We start from the raw sequence: 20,310 nt of genomic DNA, 5'->3' as shown, positions 1-20,310 counted from the left end.
GAACACAGGTTGAGTTATGAAAAGTCTTACGTTAAATTAAACAAGCTAAATCTTGGAATAAATTAATGTCGGGATCATGAATATGTCAAGCTCAGACTTGGAATTTAATATAATCGCTGGGCACACAGTGAGTGATAAGTTATTAATGCTGCTAAAAACTCAAGGTGCCTTACAAGCCTCTGATGCCGGCAAGTTATTGGGAACAACTGGCGAAGCAGCCCGCCAGCAATTTGTAAAACTGGCTAAGGACGGCTTAGTCGAGGCGAAATCAGAAGCGAGAGGGGTCGGTCGCCCAATTCAACTCTGGCATCTTACGGAGAAAGGCCATGCCAAATTCCCTGATGCCCATGCAGAGCTAACAACACAATTGATTGCGATTATTCGCAGTCAATTGGGCGAAACGGCCATTGAAACAATTGTCAGCGCCCGTGAAAAAGAAACGTTTTCCAATTACCAAAAAGCAATGGCCGGTATCACAGACCTACAGGAAAAGGTAAAGCGCTTGGTTGCGATCCGCTGCCAGGAAGGTTATATGGCTCACTATTCTGTTGAGGATAACGGGGATATTCTGTTTTTTGAAAATCATTGCCCAATCTGTAGTGCAGCAAAAACATGTCAGGGCTTTTGCCGGGCAGAGTTGAACATTTTCAATGAAATTTTGCAGGCAGATGTGCAACGAATCGAATACATCCTCAGTGGTGGCAGGCGCTGCACCTACCGCATTACACCACTTAACCGTAAATAAATGCCATACGATTGAAATCATCACGCGCACCTCTTTTGCCAGACAGCATCACCGGCAAAAGAGGTGTGAAAGTGATTAGTTGCCCGCCGCACCCAGCCGCTGATAAATATAGTGCTTATAGCTCTCGACCAGTGCGCTATCCGAACAATCATTCAACGCACCGTCACACAAATGACGCATGGCGATGTTGGCCTGATAAAAAGGCGGGGCCGCCAGGCGGGCGCGCTCCAGGATCATTCCGCCAAGGAACGAAATATCGGTCAGCTTGCCCGTTGTGATGGGTGCTCCCTGTTGCAAGTTATCCCGCAGGGTAAATTGGGTAATATGAGCGGGATCAGAAAGCGCTGTGTGATAATGCTCAAAGTGAATGCTTGGCTGATGATCACCAAAATAGAGGAAAACCGTAGGCTTATCACGTTTGGCAACGAATTCACTGAAATCCTTGATGGCGGGATCAGAAGCCCGGATTTTCTCTATATAGTGGCTGAACTTGCCGACTGCCGTTGAACGTTCAATGTTTCCCGTCAGGCCATAATCGTCATGATGGCTTTCTTCATAAGGGCCATGTTCATACATTGTCAGGGAGAAAATAAAAATTGGCTTGTCTGTTTCTCTCGCCAGAATGGCTTTCACATAAGACAGCATATCCTGTGTCGGGATTGTCCACAGATTTTCATCCATGCTGGCGGGATATCCCAATTCCTGTGGCTGGATAATCCTATCAACACCCAATGTCTTGTAAGCGTGTCCTGCATGGTAAGCTGACTTATTAAATGGTGTCAGGACAACGGTGTAGTAACCGTTCTCTTTCATCGCACGGAATAAGCTGTTTTGCAGATGATCAACGACAAAGTAAAACACCCCGTTTTTACGTGAGCCAAAATCATCGGTATTCAATCCGGTTAAAACAGAAAATTCAGATAACCAAGTACCGCCACCAAAGGTTTGTACCCTGAGGGGGCTTTGGGCGCTGACTCCCGCATCACGCTGGAACATATAAAGCTCCGGCAACTTCACATTCGCGGGCAATTGGTACAGCTCGGGGTTAACCGTGGATTCTTGCAATAATACAACAACGTCAGGTTTCACATCAGCTTGCACGGCTGGCAAAGAAATCTGTTGCGCCTGTTGCAAGAAATAGTCAGCAGAAGTACCAAATTTCGGTGGCTGGTAATGTGCATCCATCGCTGACATTACCATATTGGTCATCGTTCCCCGCCCTTTCGGCAATTCTCCCTGCCACTGGGCATGATAAGCATTGACGGTCAGATGAATGCCCCAAAAACTGGCTGCCACCAGAACAATGCTGGCAATGCGCCATTTGATACCACGTACGGAAGGGGCGTTTTTCCAACCCAATATCATGTTGAATATCAACCAGACAATCATCCCCGCTACCGCAATACCTGCCAGCCAATAATGGCGCAAGGTTTCCTGATTTGAGGGATCTAACATGACGTTCAAATCCGAAAACAGCAGTTGCTCTTTGTAGTAATGGACTTTTATCTGATTGAGAAATTTGAGGATAATAAACAGAGTTCCGGCCAATACCGCTGAAAATAACCAACGTGCTGAAATCAGGAAAACCAGACCAAAGATGATGCCAAACACACCAACAGATATTAACGCAGGATAAATATCACTGCCCTTTTCAAATACCAATATCAAGGAAGCAATCAACAGCAATCCAAGATAAATCCCGGAGATTATCTTTTTCTTCATACTTTATTGAGTCCACACGTGGGTTCATGCTTGACATCCCTCGATGAAAATCGCTGGGTTGCCAAAGATACAGCCAATAAAATTCAGCAAGTTTGCTCAATGAAGACACCTTGGATCCAAAGGAGTTCAATAGAATGGTTTAAAAAACCCCCTCATCCCGCAAAACATGCAGATCGGCCTTTCTACGGGTAAATCCTGTCCGGTCGAAAAACTCCAGAATCTGGATAGCCAATTTTCGGCCGATGCCTAATTCATTTCTAAAATCAACCGCCGTGATCCCACCTTTATTCTTACTATATTGGCGAATGCAATCAGCAAATTGCAGTATGCGCTGACGATGGTAGTAACGATCTGGCACAATGGCGATAATTAACCCCAACTGGGCAGCTTTTCGCAGAAGAGCACGCACAATCTCTTCGTCTTCTCCCATTTCCGTTGCCAAATCGCGTACCCACCATGCTTCATTTTTAAAATACAGTTCATTGTTAAAGTGAAGCTCGGTCTTTTCCCAAAGGGCAACCTGTTCGGGGCTAAACGCCAAACCATGCTCCGGCAGGTGCAACAGGCCGTGGGTTTGCTTCAATTCCTTCCGTTCAAGCAACCGACTGACTAAGGTATAAACGAGAGTTTCATCCAATGAAGGTAATGCCATCCGCTTCAGGCGGGCTTTACTCACCCCCAGCTGATCGGCATGCTTTTGGTGATAATCCGCCAAAACCTGCACGAGCCTTTGTTCTGCCAGTACCGCATGATGCCGCGATAATGCCCAATCTCCCGCAATGACAATATCCATTTCTGCCAACAAATTGTTTAGTTGGTTCTCCGTCAATTGACGCGCCCAGGCAAAATGGCTGAGCGATAGCGCACCACGTGGCAAATACACGGAGAGATTATCCGCGTGGCTGCCCGAGCGAGCCAATTGAGACAGCCAATGCAAAAATTCAGGCTGCCGTTTGCCCCTGCGCGGGGGATCCAAATGAATGACCCGTGCTCCCGCCAGCGTCCTCTTGGCACCGATATCACGCAATATCAAGCGATCATTTTCTACCAGGCACAAAGGCTTATCCAACACCAATTCAGCCAATAACGGGCTATCCGCGAGTGAACTGCCCGCCAATGAATCGAGCAATGAAACCCGCCCGGTGAGATGGCTGGCAGCATGATGAATATGAAGGGACTGCCAATTTTGCAACGGTGCATCCGCTTCAATTTCTACCAATACTCTGGTCACCGCAGGGATTGATTGGAGAAACGGCGGCTTTTGTAACAGCAGCCAATCACCACGGGAAATCTGCTCTTTGCTGATATTACCGGCGATATTCAATGCAATGCGCTGCCCCGCCTGAGCCTGTTCGGCTGATTGATTCTGGGCATGCAAGCCCCGAATTCTGACCGTTTGATCACACCCGGTCAGCCATAGCGTATCTCCAACGCTGACACGTCCTGCCAACGCCGTTCCCGTAACGACAATTCCCGCCCCTTTAACGGTAAAAACCCGATCGATGGCCAGACGAAAACGGTGATTAGCTTTTGCATGTTGCGGGTTTTCAAGAAAAGAGGAGCGTTGATGAGTAAGGTTTGGCGAAGATATTGGCTCGGGCTGGTGGATGCCCCTTGATTGATGAATAGACAGTAAATGCTCCCGCAGTGGGGCGATGCCTTCACCATCAGTGGCAGCCGTGACAAACAAAGGCGCTGCTGGCCAACCTTGTGATCCCAGCAACTGCATTACCTCTTGCCGGACCTCTTCGACCCTAGCCTGCTCAACACAATCCGCTTTGGTCAGCACAACCGTGATATTCGGTCGCCCGAGTAAACGTAAAATGGCCAGATGTTCCCGCGTTTGGGCCATCACACCATCATCACAAGCCACGACCAACAGGATATGCTCAATTCCCCCCATCCCCGCCAACATATTGGACAAGAATTTTTCATGTCCCGGGACATCGACAAAGCCTACAGAAGAGCCATCCGGCTGTGGCCAGTAAGCATAGCCGAGGTCGATGGTCATGCCCCGTTTTTTCTCTTCCGGTAAATGGGTGGTATCAACGCCGGTAATGGCTTGAATCAATGTCGTTTTACCGTGATCGACATGTCCCGCAGTGGCAAAAATCATAGTCATTGCGCCTATTTTTATAACGCCGATTTTTTATGGTGATGTTTATAGTGAGGGCAGTAATGACCGCAATAATGCACTCCCATCTTCGAGGCAACGTAAATCCAGCCATAACCGTCCATCATACAAGCGCCCGATCACGGGATTATGCAAATTGCGCCATTGGTGAGCCAGTTTTTCCAATGTACTGCCACGCCCGTCAATGGCAGTAAACGTCAACGCCCAACTGGGCAGGCGATCGACAGGCAAAGATCCGCTGCCAATCTGGGAATGGCAAGGTTCATCGCGAACAATAAATTTTTCGCCATAATATGCCCGAACTCGGGGAAGCAACTGTTGCGCCATATCATGGATTTCGCTTTGTGGGCGAGTCAACAAGCGTAGGGTCGGTAATTTTTGATGGAGTTGTTCTGGATGTTGATAGAGGCGCAGTGTTGCCTCCAGCGCTGCCAGCGTCATTTTATCCGCCCGTAGCGCACGTTTCAGCGGATGGCGCTGAATAGCGTCAATCCACTTTTTTCTGCCGACAATGATGCCAGCTTGCGGGCCACCCAGCAGTTTATCGCCCGAGAAAGTGACCAAATCGATGCCTTGCCTCAGATATTCCCCGGGCATCGGTTCCGCAGGCAAGCCGTATTGCGTCATATCAATCATGGAGCCACTGCCAAGATCAATGGCCGTTGGGATTTGCACTCCCATCCCCAGCTTCGCTAACTCCTCTCCCGAAACCTCAGCCGTAAAACCCTCAATACTGTAATTACTGGTGTGTACTTTCATCAGCAATCCGGTTTCCGGATTGATTGCCTGCTGATAATCTTTCAAATGCGTTCGATTCGTCGTTCCCACTTCCACCAGACGGCAGCCGGCTTGCTCCATCACATCAGGAACACGAAACGCACCGCCAATTTCCACCAGCTCACCGCGGGAAACAACCACTTGCTTGCCCTGTGCAACCGTTGCCAATACCAACAGAACCGCAGCCGCATTATTGTTGACGATACAGGCATCTTCTGCGCCCGTCAGTGTGCACAACAGATCCGCCAATGCACGGTCACGGTGCCCCCGGCCTGCACCATCAAGGGAATACTCCAGTGTAACCGGCGAACGCATCGCTTGTGTCACGGCTTCAATCGCTGATTCAGCCAGCAATGCACGCCCCAGATTGGTATGAAGCACCGTACCGCTCAGGTTAAGTACCGGCTTCAAGGCTGATGTTTGCTCTTGTTTGATCCGGTTATTCAGTGATGCCGCCCAGTTATCACTCCATTCAGGCAAGGTTTGATGATTCCGGATATTGAACCGCGCTTGCTCCTGCATTTCCCGCAACATGTCCACGACCCGCGTCTGTCCATGCGACTCAACCAGCGGGATGATCCCGGGTTCCTGCAACAATTTGTCGATAGAGGGCAACTGGCGGTACAGCGAGTTTATTGCTTGTGTCATCGCTTTTCCCTTAGCCACTTATTCGTTGGGAAACAAAAAAGGATTCAGGCTGCTGCGAGAAAAACCTTCCTCTTCCATTTTTGCATCCAGAACCAGTGACGCCAGATCATCAGCCACGGCATCCACATTGGGATCTTTTTCCTGATAAAAAATTTTCAGGTAACTACCGCAATCCCCACAACTTTCTGCTTTCACTGCCGCTTGCTCACTATCCAGTGACCAATACCCCAAATCACCAGTTTGCTCACAATTACTGCATTTGATTCGCACAACATGCCACTCACTTTCACACAAATGGCAATGCAAATAACGCAAACCCTGACTCGAGCCAATTTGCACAATGCTGGCAACAGGCATACTGCCGCAAACCGGGCAAAACTGACGATGCTCGCCATATTCCGCCCGCGCTTTTCCGGGGATTAAACTGGCCATTTGCGCCCAATAAACGGACAGTGCTGCCCAGATAAATACGGCCTGATCGGCACTGACCTTGCCAAATTCACTATTGAGCAATGCACTGGCCATCTCTTCCAGCTCTTGTTCTGAATTTTTCGCCAGATTTTCCAGAGCTGGTTTCACGTGTTCAGGTACTGTAGGCAACAGTTCGGCCATTAAAGACTGTAAAATATTGTGCCAATGGAGAGTACGGGGTAAGGTTTTACAATTCAGAGGGATGCCACTTTTTTGCAGGTCATGGCTGAGGATCTCATCCAATTCGCGATCCAGAGGGTTATCATACAAAGCCTTCTGTTGCGCCTGCACAATTTCAGCAACAAAATTCAGGTAGCTTGAAAGTGGATTATCTTCCGTTGCCAACGTTTTTAAACGTTCCGCACGATGCTGATACAGATTTTTTAGGTTGGCAAACAACAAAGGAGGAATAAAACCAGCCCCTCTTTCATTAACGCGCTCTTTGCCTAACTGTTCTTTTGGCACAATGCGAATGCTCATTACCTTACCCCTCCCGCTGTGTTGATATCTAAATAGCAACCAATCTTACCTATCAAACCACAGAATGGCATGACCGTTAAGTTCAACACAAGTTTACTGGCATCAAATTTATCCGGATACCAAAAAAATACGCCAACGGTCGCAGAAGAAAAAAAAGAAAATGTCAGGTTCTGGTTAGGATTGCATTATTTTCGATTGAGAAATATTGTCTTAGCAGCATAATCATCAGAACTCTGCTTGATTGGGTTATCCATATCTGAAGATAATTAAAATGAAAGCCACACTAAAAGGGCCGCTCCAAATCAATATGAGCGGTATCTGGGAAAGTATGCTGAATCTTGATCCTGAGCTATCGATTGCCGGGCTTATCAGACAGCTAGAAACGAAAGTTAATTTTTACCTCGTGTCTTCGGAGTGGCTGGGATAAATTTTGCTGCTGGTACTATTTTCAATAGGTACTATCGGTACAACAAGAGAAAAACACATCGCTCTCCACACATGTTATTGAATACCACAACTGCCTTTTGAATAGACACACTCATAATTATTTTTTTGCATAAAAATCATAATATTATAATTATTTTCGTTTGTTGTTCTAATTCCAGCACGGCCGAAAATTATTGGTTTTTTAACTTTATAGTTCTAAAATGAAACAATTAATTTAAAGTAGGATATTAAGATGTCGAACATGGTTTATTGCCGTGGCTGTGGAAAAGAAATCCACGTTTCTGCTAATTCTTGCCCTGGTTGTGGCGCAGTCCAACAAGAAGAAATTAAAGGCGAAAAAAGCAGAATCACTGCAGCACTGTTAGCCTTCTTCCTTGGCTGTATCGGGGCACATAAATTTTATCTAGGAAGAATAGGAATGGGGCTTTTATACCTTATTTTTTGCTGGACGTTCATTCCTTATATTGTTTCTTTTATCGAATTTATTATCTACTTATGTATGTCAGATAAAGATTTCGCCAAGAAGTATGGCTAACCCTTTTTAAGCTAAACAGACGGGCTAACTAGCCCGTCCATTCACGCTGACGGTTTTTTAGTTCTAGAATCCAAACGGCCTGCTCAAAAATCACTCTTTCTCTTTTTGTTGCTCTTGCTTTACGATTTCACGATACCAGCGCGGGTGGTGTTTTTTCGCCCAGCCACGCGTAACCCAACCTTCAACCATTGCCCGCACTGAGCCTTTCACCCAGAATGCGGCATAAGCGTGTACGATAATGGTCAGGATCAAGCCAATCGCGGCCAGTGAATGTACCAGCAAAGCGATCCGGATTAATGGGATCGGAAAGTATTCCGCAAAATAGGGGCGCCAAATGATAATGCCGCTGACCAATAGCAGGAGCAAGCAAACACTGACCGACCAGTAAATCCCTTTCTGGCCGAGGTTGTATTGCCCAGTATCGCCGGCTTCTTCATTACGCAACACTTTATGAACATTTTTCGCCCACTCAATGTCGTCCTTGTCTATCATGTTATGTTTGAAGTACCTGAAAAACATAAAGACAAACAAAATGAACATCACCGACCCCGCAAAGGGATGCAGTATTCGCGAAAGCTGCGGCGTACCAAAGATATTCATCATCCAGTTCAAGGATGGGAAGAAAAAACCCAGTCCGCTGATGGCCGTGAACAGAAAACAGATAACAACCGCCCAATGATTGACTCGTTCAACCGGAGAATGACGAATAATGACATCGTTACGCTTTTTCATTTTTTCACCTCTCCGTTATTTTCATTGTCCGAATCAATATCCTTGAGGGCGCTCTCTTCCTCTTCTTCAGAAACCCGGTTCGGGCCGATACCCACATAATGGAAAATGCTCACGTGTTCTGTTTCGAACTCAAGGGGGTGAATATCCCGGAAGAGCATCATGACCAATTGCCTATCGGCGTATTTCTTCGTGAAACCGAAGATGAGATCATCTATCAATATGATTTCACCAATGATTGGTTTCATCAGATAATCGTAGAGAAAGTGTTGGAAAAGAACGTTAAGCAGCCTGAAATCACCGCTGGTATTGGTATGTATCCGGTTGAAGATTCTGGCGGTATCTGGAATTGGAACAATTTACTCAAGTTGCGGAAAATGAAACCCCCTGACAGAAGAAGAAGCAAAGATGCTCGAATGGGCAAGATTATCCCCCGAATGAACAACCTGAGTATTTTGATAAACAGCAGGCGAACGATAGACTCAACGCGTTGTTTAATCACTAAATCAATTAATCATATCTTGCAAAACCGGAAGAAATGTATCGCCTCCGGCTTCATTTTTAACTTTCCTATTCAATTCAATAAGCTGAAAGACGATCCTCTACAGTGTCATTGAACGGCAAAAGCCAATGAGCTGTTCCCCTTTCTATTTAAAATTATTTTCGATTCAGAAAATAACAGATGCAAGTAAAGACTAAGGCAAGTCCGGCCAAAGATAATGTTAGTGCTTGATAACCCTGAAGCAATGTATCAAAGCAGGATAATAAGAATACAGCAAAAGCGATACCACAAGCTCCTCCCATATTATGAATAGTCCATGAAGTTCCCATAGCAACAGCTGCTTGTTCCCTCGGCAAAGCACCCAATGCAATTAAAGTTGACGGCCCAAGAATTGAACCCCATCCCATGCCAAATAACAGTAGCGGGATAATAAACCACCAAACATTTTCTTGTGTTGAAGCGAGAGAAAGTAAAGCCGCAGCAGCGACAAACAGTAGCAAGCCAACCAAAATTATCCGTGAAGGGCCAAATTGTTTACTGCGATTACCTACCCAAGGAGAGGTTAAAGCAAACATAACTGTAGCTGGTAACAAAAACAAACCTATCTCAATATCATTTTTCTCCAACTGTTTTGCAAAAAACATCGGTAATGTCAATAGAACTATGCAGTAGAAGAAAGCAAGAAAAAATGTTGCGAACAGTGCTGAAACAAAACGCATATTATAAAAAAAATGGAACTCAATGATAGGTTCTGAAGTTTTTAACTCATGCCGTATAAAAATAAATAAGGCTATTACTGCAATGACCAACAAACCCCATTGTTGTAGAGAGTTTCCATCCAGAGAGAAATAACTAACCAGACTCATTAGAAAAAAAATCAAAAAAATACAACCGAGTATATCCAGCTTTTTCACTTTTTCACTTTTATACTCAGGTATAGACCAGATACATAGAATAAAGCTAATTACGATAAAAGGGATGTTTATCAAAAAAGCATAACGCCAATCTACAATACCAGCAAATAACCCGCCAATAATAGGACCTATTGCAAGACCTAGTCCATTAATACCGAATAAAACTCCAAGCGCTTTTCCTTGTTCATTTTTATCAAATAAATAGGAAATAATGGCACCAGAAACAGTATAGAGAATTGCACAACCAATTCCTTGAATAAATCTAAAAGCAGTGATAATGGCAAGATTAGTTGCGAGGCCAACAAATAATGATGCTGCACCAAACAGCACCAATCCCCAAATCAATACTTTTTTCCGCCCGAATGTATCAGCCAGTGTCCCCATAGGAACCATAAAAGCGGAAAGAGCTATCATAAATACAGAAGTAATCCACTGAGTTTCCCTCAATGATGTATTAAATTCACGCCCAATTGCAGGAATAATAGTATTAACAACAGTGAGATCTATACACCCAAGAAAACTCGCAATACATATTCCTATTAATCCTGTATATTTTCGGGTTTCAATTGCTGATTCACTCATTCATTAGTTCCCTTTTCTCTGCTTCAATAGAAGTTTGTGATTTACTCTTAAATTTCAAAGAGAGCCAGTTAGCACATTCATTATGTGATTCCTCAACAAAAACCTCTCTAGTTTTACTCATTAGTGCAGTCATTAATTTCGCATAAATGATAAAATCGATACCATCATCCTCCCACGTTGACATACGGATAGGACACTCTGCAAGAATATAAAAAAATGAACAGTAAAAAGCACCTTCGTATTCTGTAGTTCCACATTTAAGATTATTTCTTGATGAAGAATAATTTTTATTTTTCTTTCTCAACAGCTGCATCATAAGTAAAATTAGATATTCTAATAGCTAAGAAATCACCAATACATAATGCACGCAGATGATTATCTATCAGAGACTTAACATCAACTCCTATTGCTTTATTCATATTATCGCATCATCAAAACAGATTAAATAATATTGCATAAAAAATAAAAAGTAATTAAATAACAAATTATTATTAGATTGCATCTTATAATACTGAATAATCATAATAATTAATATTGATAGATAATAATACCCATAAAAATTAATAACCAAACAACCTAATTACCTCTAATTTCTTTTAAAAAAATAATAAATTTTGTTTACTATTTTATGGATTTTTTCAATAAAGATTTATCAATTTGTCATTCTGGTTATTCCATGCCTGAGAGGTAGGGCGAGGTTCTATATTTTTAATATATTAAATTAGTTAAATAAAGCAGCATAGTTACCAACACGATGCAATATTAATTCGGTGTTCTTTATATTTAGGTAGTAATGGCTGACCGACCTGTAGAAGGGCAAGGGGTTCAAGGAGAACATCTTGCGCTTTTTATTGTGGCATCTTTCTTCGCTCCTTTTTAAATCGAGTCTGGCAAATAATCACCAACATTGCCTCTACCACCCTAAATCGCGAATAGCTTGTCGAGTTTCACTGTTTGACCGAAGGAATCCGTCAGGTAATTACCCCTCAACCGCCAACCGATTAATTAACAAGCATGCATATCACAGTGGATAAACCCAAGCCCAACGCTTTGGCATTTGCCATAGCCGCTTCTTTAGATGCTGAAGATACTCTGGCTCTTACAACAATATCAGCCACATACATACCTTCCCCATATCAAATGTTTCGGTTAAGGAACATTGCAGCTATTTTGTTGCCACACAACAAATATAAAAAAACAGGGTATATCAAAATACCCTGCTCAAAAATCACTCTTTCTCTTTTTGTTGCTCTTGCTTTACGATTTCACGATACCAGCGCGGGTGGTGTTTTTTCGCCCAGCCACGCGTAACCCAACCTTCAACCATTGCCCGCACTGAGCCTTTCACCCAGAATGCGGCATAAGCGTGTACGATAATGGTCAGGATCAAGCCAATCGCGGCCAGTGAATGTACCAGCAAAGCGATCCGGATTAATGAGATCGGAAAGTATTCCGCAAAATAGGGGCGCCAAATGATAATGCCGCTGACCAATAGCAGGAGCAAGCAAACACTGACCGACCAGTAAATCCCTTTCTGGCCGAGGTTGTATTGCCCGGTATCGCCGGCTTCTTCATTACGCAACACTTTATGAACATTTTTCGCCCACTCAATGTCGTCCTTGTCTATCATGTTATGTTTGAAGTACCTGAAAAACATAAAGACAAACAGAAAGAACATCACCGACCCCGCAAAGGGATGCAGTATTCGCGAAAGCTGCGGCGTACCAAAGATATTCATCATCCAGTTCAAGGATGGGAAGAAAAAACCCAGTCCGCTGATGGCCGTGAACAGAAAACAGATAACAACCGCCCAATGATTGACTCGTTCAACCGGAGAATGACGAATAATGACATCGTTACGCTTTTTCATTTTTTCACCTCTCCGTTATTTTCATTGTCCGAATCAATATCCTTGAGGGCGCTCTCTTCCTCTTCTTTAGAAACCCGGTTTGGGCCGATACCCACATAATGGAAAATGGAAGCAGCAAACGTCGCAGCAAAACCAATTGCGGCCAATGGCTTCCAGACACCTTTCCAAAACGTGACTGTCGGACTGATGGTCGGATTGTCCGGCAGGCCGTGATAAAGCTGCGGCTTGTTGGCGTGATGCAACACATACATGACATGGGTGCCGCCTACACCTTCGGGATCATACAGACCGGCATTGTCATAGCCGCGCCCTTTCAACTCTTGCACCCGCTCAGCCGCCAGTGTTTGCATATCCTGCTTGCTACCGAAATGGATCGCTCCGGTCGGGCAAGTTTTCACACAAGCTGGCTCCTGCCCCACACCAACACGATCAACACACAGCGTACATTTATAAGCCCGGTTGTCTTCTTTATTGATGCGCGGCACGTCGAACGGGCAGCCCGCAATGCAATAGCCGCAACCAATGCAATGCTCTGACTGAAAATCAACAATCCCATTGGCATACTGAATAATCGCGCCTTCTGCCGGGCAGGCTTTCAGGCAACCCGGATCGGCACAATGCATGCAGCCGTCTTTACGGATCAGCCATTCCAGTTTGCCGTTTTCTTCCACTTCTGAAAACCGCATTACTGTCCATGACTTTGCGGTTAAATCGGCCGGATTATCATACACGCCAACGTTGTGCCCGATTTCATCACGAATATCGTTCCATTCTGAACAGGCCACCTGACACGCTTTACAGCCGATACAGGTGGTAACATCGATCAATTTTGCCACTTCTTGCTGGTGATCCCGCACATGCGGTGCGGGAGTCAACGAATTGGTGGCAGAGCGACGAATAATGTCTTGAGATTGCAATGACATAAATTTTCTCCCCTACACCTTTTCGATATTAACCAGAAATGCTTTGAATTCTGGCGTCTGCGTATTGGCATCACCAACGAACGGCGTCAGGGTATTCGCAAGGAAACCTTTTTTCGCCGCGCCTTCAAATCCCCAATGAATCGGAATACCAATGGTATCCACTTCACGTCCATGGACATTCAAAGTACGGATACGCTTTGTCACCACTGCTTTGGCCTTGATATAACCACGATTGGAGCTGACTTTGACCGTATCACCCTGTTTGATGCCTTTCTCCGCCGCCAGCCGTTCACCAATTTCCACAAACTGCTCTGGCTGGGCAATGGCGTTCAGCAATGCATGTTTTGTCCAGAAGTGGAAATGTTCGGTCAGGCGGTAAGTAGTGCCCACATACGGGAATTTATCTGCCTTGCCCATCGCTTCAAAATCGCTCTTGAACACACGGGCGGCCGGATTGGAAACCACATTCGGATGCAGGGGATTCGTGCCCAGCGGTGTTTCAAATGGTTCATAATGTTCAGGGAATGGCCCTTCTGCCATTTTATCGATGGCAAACAGGCGCCCCATCCCTTCCGGCTGCATGATAAACGGCCCGACATCCGTACCCGGAGCCGCATTGCTGTAATCAGGAATATCCACTCCCGTCCATTTGCCGCCATCCCATTCGATTAACCGCCGTTTGGGATCCCACGGATTGCCTTGTGGATCAGCCGATGCACGGTTATACAGAATTCGGCGATTCAGTGGCCACGCCCATGCCCACCCCAGTGTATTACCGATACCGGAAGGGTCCGCATTATCACGGCGTGCCATTTGGTTGCCTTCGGGGATCCAGCTTCCGGCAAAAATCCAGCAACCACTGGCCGTTGTCCCATCATCACGCAATTGCGCAAAAGATGACAATTGCTGGCCTTTTTTCACCAGCACATTGCCATTGGCATCCAGCACGTCAGCCAACGCGCGGCCGTTATTTTCCTGCGCCACTTCTTCCGCTGTCGGGGCATCGGGGTCAAAGTAATCCCAAGTCATATTCAAAACTTGCTCTGGAGCCGCCCCCCCTTCTTCCCGGTACAGATCACGCAGCCGCTTGAAAATACCTGACAGGATTTCACCATCCCCAATGGCTTCACCCGGCGCATCAGCCCCTTTCCAATGCCATTGCAACCAGCGGGCTGAATTGACTATCGAGCCATTTTCTTCCGCAAAGCAGCAACAAGGGAGCCGGAACACTTCGGTTTGAATAGAGGAAGGATCAACGTCATTGAATTCGCCATGATTCTGCCAGAACGAGGCTGTTTCCGTACTGAGTGGGTCAACCGTAATCAAGAATTTCAGTTTCGACAAAGCAGCGGCAACTTTATTCTTATTCGGGAATGATGCGATTGGGTTGAAACCTTGGCAAATATAGCCATTCACTTCCCCTTTCGACATCATGTCGAAATATTGCAGGACATCGTAAGGTTTATCCCATTTCGGCAACAGATCAAAACCCCAATCATTCTCTTTACGGGCATTATCCCCATAAAAGCTCTTCATCAGGCTGACAAAAAATTTCGGGTAATTACCCCAATAATTCACCTGCCCCGGCACCGTGGATTTTGGCGTATTTTCCTGCAAATAGGTCTGCAAATCAGACTGTTTTTCTGACGGCAGGGAGAGATACCCCGGCAAACTCTGGGATAACAGCCCCAAATCCGTCAATCCCTGAATATTAGAGTGGCCACGCAGGGCGTTAATGCCTCCGCCCGCCATGCCCATATTGCCGAGCAGCAATTGGATCATAGCCATAGTACGGATATTTTGTGCGCCAATGGAGTGCTGCGTCCAGCCCAATGCATACAGGAAAGAGGCCGTTTTATCTTTTGCGCTGGTTTCAGCGAGATATTCACACACCTTGAGAAAATCTTCCTTCGGTGTACCACAAATATCCGCGACGACATCCGGCGTATAGCGGCTGACGTGAGTTTTCAACAAATTCCAGACACAGCGGGGATGGGTCAGCGTTTTATCGCGCTTGGCAAAACCATTCTCATCCAGTTCATAATTCCATGAGGTTTTATCGTACTTACGGTTTTCCGCATCATAACCACTGAACAACCCCTCATCGAACGAGAAATCTTCCCGCACAATCAAGCTGGCATTGGTATAAGCCTCAACATATTCACGGTTAATCTTTTTATTGGTCAACAGGTATAAAATCACACCTGACAGGAAAGTAATATCCGTACCGGAACGAATAGGCGTGTAAAAATCCGCCACGGATGCCGTACGGGTAAAGCGTGGGTCAATAACGATAAGTTTGGCATTGTTGTGAATTTTGGCTTCCATCGCCCAGCGAAAGCCGACCGGATGCGCCTCAGCAGCATTCCCGCCCATCACGACAATCAGATCCGCGTTCTTAATATCCACCCAGTGGTTGGTCATCGCACCGCGACCAAATGTTGGAGCAAGACTTGCTACCGTTGGTCCGTGTCAGACACGCGCCTGGTTGTCTACGGCAAGCATGCCGAGAGCGCGACTAAATTTTTGCGATAAAAAACCAGTTTCATTACTGGCGGCAGAGGCACACAACATCCCCGTGGTCAGCCAGCGGTTGACTGTAACGCCATCTTGGTTAGTTTTAATGAAATTGGCATCGCGATCTTGTTTCATCAACCTTGCGATGCGATCAAAGGCTTCATTCCAGCTTATGCGCTGCCACTGATTGGAGCCGGGGGCACGATATTCCGGATAGTGCAGTCGATTTTTGCTGTGAATAAAATCAACTAAACCCGCCCCTTTAGGACATAAGGCTCCCCGGTTTACAGGATGATCCGGATCACCTTCAATATGGAAAATAGTGGATTTGGCATTTTTGGCGCCATCGCCAAGGCTGTACATCAACAATCCACAGCCGACAGAGCAGTACGTACAGGTATTTCTGGTTTCACGCGCACGCAGCAATTTGTAGTTACGTGTTTGTGCGATTGCAGCAGCCGGGGCAAATCCCAGAGCAGCAGCCGTCGTACCCGCCATACCGCCAGCGCAGATCTTAAAGAACTGCCTTCTGCTGACTTGCATGGGGAACTCCTCACTCACATTGCTCATTTCACACCCTCTAACAGAGAATTCGCAGGGGTGTTCGTTTTTTATCCCTACATCGTTTGATAATCATTGGATGAAGGTTTTTTTGATTTTCAACGCCATCTGTTATAAACATTGTTCATTGTGTGGCTCCAGCGACATTGCGCGGGTTGATCCCCTTATGTACCTCTATGGGTTTTGGGTTTCGAGTTGCATCAGGGCGGCAAAGGAGTGAACTCCGGAAGCATTGATAACCGTCTGCTGATAAAAACGGTGACCGGGGTGAACGAGTGCAGCCAACAAAAAATGCAGCTTGAAAGACGACAGGTATATCCACACAAACGGTATTATGAATTAATCCGCCGGAGAATTCACTAATGGATGATACAAAGCCAGGCAATGAATTAGCCATTGAAGGTATCAATGGTGCTTTCCGTTTCAATGTGAAACAAAAAAATCACCTTAACTGCACCAAACCAGATTGGGTGGCAGAAGAGGTTCCCATTGCATTGGTATATAACGGTATTTCTCATGTTGTTATGATGGGCAGCCCCAAAGATCTGGAACATTTCGCCATAGGTTTTTCCTTATCGGAAGGAATAATCACATCCTTGCAGGAGATCCGGGGCATTGATTCAGTGATCAGTTGTCACGGCGGAATTGAACTGCATATTGAACTATCAAGTCGCCGTTTTGTTGCCCTGAAAGAACGTCGGCGCAACATGGCCGGCAGAACCGGCTGCGGCATTTGCGGTACTGAACAACTGGCAGAGGTTTTTCAGCCACTTTCTCCCCTGCCTTTCACCCAGACATTTTCACTCTCTAATCTTGATACTGCATTGGCTCAATTATCCCACGTACAGGAAATCGGCACACTCACAGGCTGTACCCACGCCGCTGGTTGGGTTGATCAAGAGGGAAAAATGCTTGGCGGTTGCGAAGATATCGGTCGCCATGTTGCATTGGATAAGGTGCTGGGAATGCGGGCAAAAACGGGATGGCAACAAGGTGCCGTGTTGGTATCCAGCCGTGCCAGTTACGAAATGGTGCAAAAATCAGCCCATTGTGGGGTGGAAATTTTGTTTGCCGTTTCTGCCGCTACCTCGCTTGCCATTGAAGTCGCTCAGAAGTGCAATCTGACGCTGGTCGGATTCTGCAAACCAGGGCGGGCGACAGTGTATACTTACCCTCAACGACTCGTAGACTAATGAAGGCGGTACTTCATTTTCCCCAATAACCAAAAATAACCGAATGTTTATCAATCACTTCCTCTCCCTCAAATAGTAAAAATAAACATTTCAGCAACAAAAATTAACATTTAATTTACATTCGTATGAGTTGAATGTACTTTTCCAATACGGACTGAATGCGCTTCTTCAATATAGGTAATTAAATATTGAAGTTAAGGGCTATGGAGATTTAGGACGTTTTTACAGCAGGACAACAATAAATTCCTTATGTTTTGTATTTAGTGGGGAAAATAATGAAAAAGATCCATATATTCATAGCAATATTAGGCGCTTTAGGGTTAATAGCCCAAGCCCAAGCAAAGTTTGGAGATGGCATAAGCCAACAAGAAACAAATCCACATCTACTAATCGGAGAAGTGGAAGGTGAACCCGGTCTCGGGATAACTTCTCAGGGGGATAAAATTTACCCTGCTTCTTCTCTGAAATTCTTCGCAACGCGCGATAATAATGGCGTTTATCGTTACGACAACGGTAATGGTAGTATTATCGATGTCGCTCAGATTTACGGAACGAATATTTATTTCGGCGAATGGTCTCAAAACAAGTCCGATAAATCAGACGTCACCCATACTGTTTTTTATGCAGGTGAAAATGTGACAACCAATATGCCGAGTAATGGTTCTGCCACTTATTCGGTAGTAGGCCTTAATCAATACGACCATACCAACCCCCTCGTCGGTGAATTCAATGCAAACTTTGATACCAGAAAGATGAATGGTTCACTGAAAAATCAATCATTAAATATAAATATTGATGTCAATATCAATGATGATGCTGGATTCTCAGGCAAAGCTACAGCCAACAACAATATCAATGGAGTCACCGATGGAAAATTCTTCGGTGATTCGGCTGCTAATTTGGCTGGGTACACCAAATTTGATAGTGATATCTCCAAAAATACCGCTTTCGGCGGTACTAAAAAATAAACAGCCATAACCCATTTTCCAGAAGGCAGTGTTGATTTTAACACTGTCTTCTTCATTCACCTTATTTTCCCTGTTTTTTCGCGTTTTCTATCGCAATGCATTTTCAATTATGTGAACTTTGTGAGCAGGTTTTTCTATGACTAGCAAAAAAATAACTGAGAAAAAGATCCAGGGATTATTCATCATACTATTCGCCTTTCTCTGTTTAGCAACAGCCTATGCCAATGAAAATATTGACGATAAAATTTGGCAACCTGTCCATGCCAATCAGCAAAAAAACGACCTCAAAAACATCGCCCAAGCACTGTATCTTGCCATTAATCATCAACAGTGGCGGGAAGTCAGCCGCCTCTTGGTGCTTTACCAAAAAATACCTGAATACGATCCATTACTCGTCAATTTTGCCCAAGGTGGATTAGCTCGCTTTGAAGGTAATCTGACGCTTGCTGCTTCTTATTACCAAAAAATTCTGCGGCAAAAACCGCAATCCACACGTATCAAACTAGAACTGGCTCGCGTTTATTTTGAAGATCAAAAAAACCGGAAAGCCGAACAACTCTTCGATGCATTAAGTAAACAACGTCCATTACCCGAAACAGTCTTGCAAAACATCCATCGCTACCAAACAGCAATCGCCCGAAGAAGGGGCTGGCACAGTTCACTCTCACTCGGTTATATCTATAACGATAATATCAATGCATCTTCAGATCAGAGCCACTGCTTGCTTCCCATAAAAAATATGTGTGTGGAGAAAGTGGCCGCACCAAAAAAAATCAAGGATTGGGGGAATACTTATCACTTTACCTTAAACCGGTATGACCAATTTTTTGGCCATCATGGTATTTTTGGGCAGGGTTCGATTTATGGTGAGAATTATCTCCATTACCATGACGGAAATGAAAACTCACTCCGGTTAGCTGGAGGATATTATTATAAAAACAGAACCCATGATTTATCTTTCGGCCCTCTGTTTGAATATAATTATGACTTAAACAATCAAAGTTATTATGCCATTGGCGCTAACATGAAATGGCAATGGGATATGTCCGCTCGAACTGCGCTCTACGTTGAACTTGAACATAAAAAACTAAAATATAAACAAGAGTTTCACTTTAAAAACAGCGAACTGTCCTCATCTTATTTCAGCCTATCCCATGCCATCAATGACAAATTTATTCTGTTCGGCGGGGGGCTTTGGGTCTATCGAAACAATCCATCCCCGCCAGAACGCTATCAGAAATGGGGAGTCAATGCGGGAATAACCGGACAGCTCTATCCCGGTATCATAGCTTCACTGCTCGTCACTCTAAATCAATCACGCTTCGGATCCGACGCCACATCATTGCTTATCAGCCGTCAAGATAATGAGCAAATTTATACTGCTTACATTAAATTTCCTGCCGCTCAGATAGTGGGAATAACACCATCTCTCACTTTGCGCCATCGCCGCAACCGCAGCAATAGCAGCAATAACAGCAACATAGGCTGGCTGCATAATTATGATAAAAACGAAGTGCAGATACGATTGGAGAAGAATTTTTAGCCTATATTCGCTGTGACATTGCGCGCAAAATGCAAAAAAGTTTGATGGA

19 protein-coding genes are annotated in these 20,310 nt (G+C 45.1%); 7 read left to right on the top strand and 12 right to left on the bottom strand.

Annotated elements, in window-relative coordinates:
* Positions 1-82: 82 nt before the first annotated feature.
* Positions 83-745: a helix-turn-helix transcriptional regulator gene (locus BM100_RS15545; RefSeq protein ID WP_092512561.1), complete on the top strand. Its 663-nt coding sequence runs from the start codon at positions 83-85 to the stop codon at positions 743-745.
* 75 nt (positions 746-820) lie between these two features.
* Here BM100_RS15545 and BM100_RS15540 read toward each other — a convergent pair whose 3' ends face one another.
* From BM100_RS15540 to fdhE, 4 genes are all read right to left on the bottom strand, one after another.
* Positions 821-2,467: an LTA synthase family protein gene (locus BM100_RS15540; RefSeq protein ID WP_092512559.1), complete on the bottom strand. Its 1,647-nt coding sequence runs from the start codon at positions 2,465-2,467 to the stop codon at positions 821-823.
* A 139-nt stretch (positions 2,468-2,606) separates the two neighbouring features.
* Positions 2,607-4,583, bottom strand: coding sequence for a selenocysteine-specific translation elongation factor (gene selB / locus BM100_RS15535; protein WP_092512557.1), 1,977 nt, complete (start codon positions 4,581-4,583; stop codon positions 2,607-2,609).
* Between the two features lie 45 nt (positions 4,584-4,628).
* Positions 4,629-6,026, bottom strand: coding sequence for an L-seryl-tRNA(Sec) selenium transferase (gene selA / locus BM100_RS15530; protein ID WP_092512555.1), 1,398 nt, complete (start codon positions 6,024-6,026; stop codon positions 4,629-4,631).
* Between the two features lie 18 nt (positions 6,027-6,044).
* Complete coding sequence (fdhE, locus tag BM100_RS15525; protein ID WP_092512553.1) at positions 6,045-6,977, bottom strand: formate dehydrogenase accessory protein FdhE; 933 nt, start codon at positions 6,975-6,977, stop codon at positions 6,045-6,047.
* A gap of 271 nt (positions 6,978-7,248) precedes the next feature.
* Here fdhE and BM100_RS23120 point away from each other — a divergent pair, with 271 nt between their 5' ends.
* Positions 7,249-7,404 (top strand): DUF7401 domain-containing protein, encoded by a 156-nt coding sequence (locus BM100_RS23120; RefSeq protein WP_169924714.1) that lies wholly within the window; start codon positions 7,249-7,251, stop codon positions 7,402-7,404.
* Between the two features lie 252 nt (positions 7,405-7,656).
* Positions 7,657-7,959, top strand: a complete 303-nt coding sequence (locus BM100_RS15520) for a TM2 domain-containing protein (RefSeq protein WP_092512551.1) — start codon at positions 7,657-7,659, stop codon at positions 7,957-7,959.
* A gap of 90 nt (positions 7,960-8,049) precedes the next feature.
* Here the strand turns inward: BM100_RS15520 and fdoI (BM100_RS15515) are convergent, their stop codons facing one another.
* Both fdoI (BM100_RS15515) and BM100_RS22610 read right to left on the bottom strand, forming a co-directional pair.
* Positions 8,050-8,691: a formate dehydrogenase cytochrome b556 subunit gene (fdoI, locus tag BM100_RS15515; protein ID WP_092512549.1), complete on the bottom strand. Its 642-nt coding sequence runs from the start codon at positions 8,689-8,691 to the stop codon at positions 8,050-8,052.
* Positions 8,688-8,804, bottom strand: coding sequence for a formate dehydrogenase N subunit beta transmembrane domain-containing protein (locus BM100_RS22610; RefSeq protein ID WP_244590640.1), 117 nt, complete (start codon positions 8,802-8,804; stop codon positions 8,688-8,690). Before BM100_RS22610 ends, fdoI (BM100_RS15515) begins: the two co-directional genes overlap by 4 nt.
* Between BM100_RS22610 and BM100_RS15510 the strand changes: the two genes are divergently transcribed.
* On the top strand, positions 8,805-9,305 hold the full coding sequence (locus BM100_RS15510) for a plasmid pRiA4b ORF-3 family protein (protein ID WP_244590641.1): 501 nt from the start codon (positions 8,805-8,807) through the stop codon (positions 9,303-9,305).
* Between the two features lie 40 nt (positions 9,306-9,345).
* On the opposite strand, the gene BM100_RS15505 is transcribed toward BM100_RS15510, so the two are convergent.
* The 6 genes from BM100_RS15505 to fdnG form a co-directional block, all read right to left on the bottom strand.
* Positions 9,346-10,686 carry an MFS transporter gene (locus BM100_RS15505; protein ID WP_092512547.1) on the bottom strand — a complete coding sequence of 447 codons (1,341 nt, stop codon included), beginning with the start codon at positions 10,684-10,686 and terminating at the stop codon, positions 9,346-9,348.
* Positions 10,679-10,990 carry a hypothetical protein gene (locus tag BM100_RS15500; protein ID WP_139216971.1) on the bottom strand — a complete coding sequence of 104 codons (312 nt, stop codon included), beginning with the start codon at positions 10,988-10,990 and terminating at the stop codon, positions 10,679-10,681. The genes BM100_RS15505 and BM100_RS15500 overlap by 8 nt, the downstream gene beginning before the upstream one ends.
* On the bottom strand, positions 10,974-11,105 hold the full coding sequence (locus tag BM100_RS23850; RefSeq protein WP_274539942.1) for a hypothetical protein: 132 nt from the start codon (positions 11,103-11,105) through the stop codon (positions 10,974-10,976). Before BM100_RS23850 ends, BM100_RS15500 begins: the two co-directional genes overlap by 17 nt.
* Positions 11,106-11,914: 809 nt before the next feature.
* Positions 11,915-12,556: a formate dehydrogenase cytochrome b556 subunit gene (gene fdoI / locus BM100_RS15490; RefSeq protein WP_092512543.1), complete on the bottom strand. Its 642-nt coding sequence runs from the start codon at positions 12,554-12,556 to the stop codon at positions 11,915-11,917.
* Positions 12,553-13,479: a formate dehydrogenase subunit beta gene (fdxH, locus tag BM100_RS15485; RefSeq protein ID WP_092512541.1), complete on the bottom strand. Its 927-nt coding sequence runs from the start codon at positions 13,477-13,479 to the stop codon at positions 12,553-12,555. Before fdxH ends, fdoI (BM100_RS15490) begins: the two co-directional genes overlap by 4 nt.
* A 12-nt stretch (positions 13,480-13,491) precedes the next feature.
* Positions 13,492-16,539 (bottom strand): formate dehydrogenase-N subunit alpha, encoded by a 3,048-nt coding sequence (fdnG, locus tag BM100_RS15480; RefSeq protein ID WP_099139536.1) that lies wholly within the window; start codon positions 16,537-16,539, stop codon positions 13,492-13,494.
* A 380-nt stretch (positions 16,540-16,919) separates the two neighbouring features.
* Between fdnG and fdhD the strand changes: the two genes are divergently transcribed.
* From fdhD to BM100_RS15460, 3 genes are all read left to right on the top strand, one after another.
* Positions 16,920-17,750 (top strand): formate dehydrogenase accessory sulfurtransferase FdhD, encoded by an 831-nt coding sequence (fdhD, locus tag BM100_RS15470; RefSeq protein WP_092512535.1) that lies wholly within the window; start codon positions 16,920-16,922, stop codon positions 17,748-17,750.
* Between the two features lie 275 nt (positions 17,751-18,025).
* Entirely contained in the window at positions 18,026-18,718 is a 693-nt protein-coding gene (locus BM100_RS15465; RefSeq protein WP_092512533.1) for a Slam-dependent surface lipoprotein, read from the top strand.
* Positions 18,719-18,854: 136 nt separating this feature from the next.
* Complete coding sequence (locus BM100_RS15460) at positions 18,855-20,261, top strand: surface lipoprotein assembly modifier (protein WP_092512531.1); 1,407 nt, start codon at positions 18,855-18,857, stop codon at positions 20,259-20,261.
* The last annotated feature ends 49 nt before the right edge of the window (positions 20,262-20,310 follow it).

Origin of the sequence: Xenorhabdus mauleonii (genome assembly GCF_900113945.1) — a bacterium.
GTDB classification, from domain to species: Bacteria; Pseudomonadota; Gammaproteobacteria; order Enterobacterales; family Enterobacteriaceae; genus Xenorhabdus; species Xenorhabdus mauleonii.
This window is presented reverse-complemented; position numbering and strand designations above follow the sequence as displayed.